The sequence below is a fragment of the Psittacicella gerlachiana genome (assembly GCF_003585965.1).
Lineage (GTDB): Bacteria > Pseudomonadota > Gammaproteobacteria > Enterobacterales > Psittacicellaceae > Psittacicella > Psittacicella gerlachiana.
Genome location: NZ_NRJF01000181.1, coordinates 1 through 3,698 on the forward strand (window position 1 = coordinate 1; position 3,698 = coordinate 3,698).

General features: G+C 34.0%; 4 protein-coding genes. All 4 read right to left on the reverse strand.

Annotated elements, in window-relative coordinates; all coding sequences use genetic code 11:
- Positions 1-58: 58 nt before the first annotated feature.
- Entirely contained in the window at positions 59-1,303 is a 1,245-nt protein-coding gene (fabF, locus tag CKF59_RS06060; RefSeq protein ID WP_119535055.1) for a beta-ketoacyl-ACP synthase II, read from the reverse strand.
- 88 nt (positions 1,304-1,391) lie between these two features.
- Positions 1,392-1,631, reverse strand: a complete 240-nt coding sequence (gene acpP, locus CKF59_RS06065; RefSeq protein WP_119535056.1) for an acyl carrier protein — start codon at positions 1,629-1,631, stop codon at positions 1,392-1,394.
- Positions 1,632-1,863: 232 nt separating this feature from the next.
- Entirely contained in the window at positions 1,864-2,592 is a 729-nt protein-coding gene (fabG, locus tag CKF59_RS06070; RefSeq protein ID WP_119535057.1) for a 3-oxoacyl-ACP reductase FabG, read from the reverse strand.
- Positions 2,593-2,602: 10 nt separating this feature from the next.
- Positions 2,603-3,538, reverse strand: coding sequence for an ACP S-malonyltransferase (gene fabD, locus CKF59_RS06075; RefSeq protein ID WP_119535058.1), 936 nt, complete (start codon positions 3,536-3,538; stop codon positions 2,603-2,605).
- Between the last annotated feature and the right edge of the window lie 160 nt (positions 3,539-3,698).

Below are 3,698 nucleotides of genomic sequence, written 5' to 3' on the forward strand. Positions count from 1 at the left end.
AAAAGCTAGACCATGAGATTTACATCTCATGGTCTAGCTTTTAGATCTTACAAATTAACTAATTCGTATATTTTTTGAAAATAATTGAAGCATTGGTACCACCAAAGCCAAAGTTATTATTAATTGCATAATTAACAACTTTTTCAACTTTTTGGTTAGCAGCAATCTTACAAGTAATTTCTTCTTCTGGATTTTCTAAGTTTATCGTTGGTGGGATTACATCATGGTAACATGATAATACTGAGTAAATGCTTTCAATCGCACCTGCAGCCCCTAATAAGTGACCAGTCATAGATTTAGTTGAAGTAACTACATACTCACCATTACCTAAAACATTTTGAATTGCTCTAATTTCAGCAATATCACCTACAGGAGTAGAAGTTCCGTGAGCATTAACATAATCAATCTCATTAGCACTAATACCCGCATCACGAATTGCGTTTTCCATAGCTAATTGAGCCCCCTCACCATTTTCAGGAGGAGAAGTCATATGATAACCATCACCTGACATACCGAAACCAACAACTTCAGCGTAGATTTTAGCTCCACGTGCAAGTGCAGAATCTAGAGATTCTAAAACTAAAACCCCAGCTCCATCACCTAAAACGAAACCATCACGCCCTTTATCCCAAGGTCTTGAAGCGGCTTGAGGATCATCATTACGACTTGATAAAGCGTGCATAATTCCGAAACCACCAATACCTAATTGGGTTGAAGCTTTTTCAGCACCACCAGCTAACATAATATCAGCATCACCGTAAGCAATCATTTTTGCAGCCATACCAATGTTATGAGTACCTGTAGTACAAGCTGTAGTGATAGCAATATTTGGTCCTCTTAATCCATAACGAATAGATAAGTGACCAGCTGCCATGTTAGTTATTGCAGACGCAATAAAGAATGGACTAATACGTCTAGGACCTTTTTCGAATAAAGAATTAGCATTTTGTTCAATGTAGCCAAGACCACCAATACCAGAACCAACAGCTACCCCAAAACGATTAAGATCTAGAGTGTCTAATTTATCTATTAAATTAGCATCTTCTAACGCTTGTTTACCAGCATAAAGAGCATATTGAATAAATAAATCCATTTTACGCTGTTCTTTTGCATCAGCAACTTCATTTGCATCATAGTTAGAAACTAAACCAGCAAACTTAGTTCCAAAGTTCGTTGTATCAAAGTGTTCTATTAAACGAATACCACTTTTCCCAGCAAGAAGATTATCCCAGTTTTCTTGTACGTTATTACCTAAAGGACTTAAAATTCCCATCCCAGTAACAACAACTCTTCTTTTAGTCATCAAGAGCTCCGATAATTAATTATTAAGAACAAACAATTAAAGCGGTCAATCAGGATTGACCGCTTACAATTCTTCGATAAAAAGACAATTATTTGTCTGCGTGAGCAGTGATGTAATCAATTGCTGATTGAACAGTTGTAATCTTCTCTGCGTCTTCATCAGGGATAGTAATACCAAACTCTTCTTCGAAAGCCATTACTAATTCTACTGTATCTAAAGAGTCAGCACCTAAATCTTCAGTGAATGAAGCTTCTGGAGTGATACGATCTAAATCAGTAATGTTTAATTGAGCGGCAATAACTTTTTTAATTTGTGATTCAATAGTCATTTTTATTTGGATCCTGTAAAGGCTTGAAAATATAATAATTTGAATTTAATCTACTTTTTTAATCGTAGATATTATAAAAACCTATTGTAAAAAATAATGCCTAAGGCACATTTTACTCATGTATTATTATAACATAACGAAACAAAAAATAATAAACTTATAATCAAAAATATATTTTATTTTTCAAACATTTATAAAAATAATTAATAATTAGTGCTAATTTTCGTGCAAATTAACCTTGGTACATACCACCATTTACACTTAGAGTGTGACCTGTAATATATGAAGCATCATCTGAAGCTAGGAAAGCTACAGCTTTAGCCACTTCTTCAGGTGTACCTAAACGTTTTGCTGGAACTGAAGCTAAAATACCAGCTTTAACCTCTTCAGATAAAACATCAGTCATATCTGTTGCAATAAATCCAGGAGCAACTACATTCACCGTAACACCTTTACCAGCAACTTCTAAACTCATAGATTTAGTAAAACCAATCACTCCAGCTTTTGCTGCAGAATAGTTAGCTTGACCAACATTACCAGTTAAACCAACTACTGAACCTATATTGATAATACGTCCCCAACCTTTTTTCATCATTGGACGCATTACAGCTTGACTTAATTGGAAAATAGGAGTTAAATTGGTTTGAATAATATCATTCCAATCTTGATCATTTAAACGTAATAATAATTTATCACGAGTGATACCTGCATTATTTACAAGAATATCAACATCTCCATATTTTTCTTTAATTGCTTTTAATAGCTCAGCTTGAGAGTCTTTTGAAGTTACATTTAAAACAAGACCTTCACCTTTACCATTTAAATATTCAGTAATAGCATTAGCTCCAGCTTCACTAGTAGCAGTTCCAATAACTGTGCAACCACGAGAAGCTAACTCTAAAGCGATAGCTTTACCAATACCACGTGAAGCACCAGTTACAAGTGCAATTTTTGACATAATTATAATCCGTTTAATTTAATTCTTTTAAGTTCTCAAGGCTTTCAATTGTATTAACAGCTTGACAAGGTGCTGATTTTGTAATTCTTCCTTGTAAGCCTGTTAAAACTTTACCAGGTCCAACTTCGATAAAATTAGTTACTCCATACTCATTAACTAATTTTTCAACACTTTGTGTCCATAATACCGGACCAGTTAATTGCTTGAGTAAAGCTTGAACATATTCTTCTTTATTCTCTGAAATAGACAAATCAGTGTTATGCACTACTGGAGTTAAATCCTGTTTAAATTCAATAGTTTTTAATACTTCTGCCATATTATCAGCAGCCGGTTGCATTAAACTGCAGTGAGATGGTACAGAAACAGCTAATTGTACAGCTCTTTTAGCCCCCTGCTCTTTTAATAAACTAGCAGCTTGAGAAGCAGCTTGCTCATCTCCAGCAATTACTACTTGCCCTGGGCTATTAAAGTTAACAGCAGCTACGACCTTACCTGTTTCTTCTTGAACTTTTTTACAAGTATCAATAATTACTTGATCATCAAGACCTAAAATCGCATACATAGCTCCACCAACAGGCATAGCTTCTTGCATGTATTTCCCACGTAATTGTACTAGTTTTACAGCATCTTTAAAGTCAATAACTCCAGCACATGTAAGAGCCGAATATTCTCCAAGGCTATGGCCAGCCATATATGAAGGTTTTAAATGAGGATACTCTTTGCAAATTACTTGATAAATTGCATAGCTTGAAGTTAATAATGCTGGTTGGGTAACTTCTGTTTTACTTAATTTATCAGCATCATTTTGTACTACATCCCATAAGTCATACCCCAAAACCTCTGAAGCTTGTTTAAAATAAGTTAATACTTCAGGATACTTTTCAGCAAGGTCTTTTAACATCCCTTGTGATTGAGACCCTTGACCTGGAAATATAAATGCTAATTTCATTTAAATCTTCCTAGAAATTAAAACTAAAAATAATTTATCTTAGATAACTTTAAAAATTTAGTCATAACAACTAACCTATAGATTATGACTAAAACAAACATAAATATTATAGCAGAAAAACAGGTAAATTGTACCAAAAACAAAATAGATAAGAGACTGC

What these genes read in the sequence shown, in the direction of transcription:
- fabF (WP_119535055.1), bottom strand. Translation starts at nt 1,303, where the DNA reads ATGACTAAAAGAAGAGTTGTTGTTACTGGGATGGGAATTTTAAGTCCT.
- acpP (WP_119535056.1), bottom strand. Translation starts at nt 1,631, where the DNA reads ATGACTATTGAATCACAAATTAAAAAAGTTATTGCCGCTCAATTAAAC.
- fabD (WP_119535058.1), bottom strand. Translation starts at nt 3,538, where the DNA reads ATGAAATTAGCATTTATATTTCCAGGTCAAGGGTCTCAATCACAAGGG.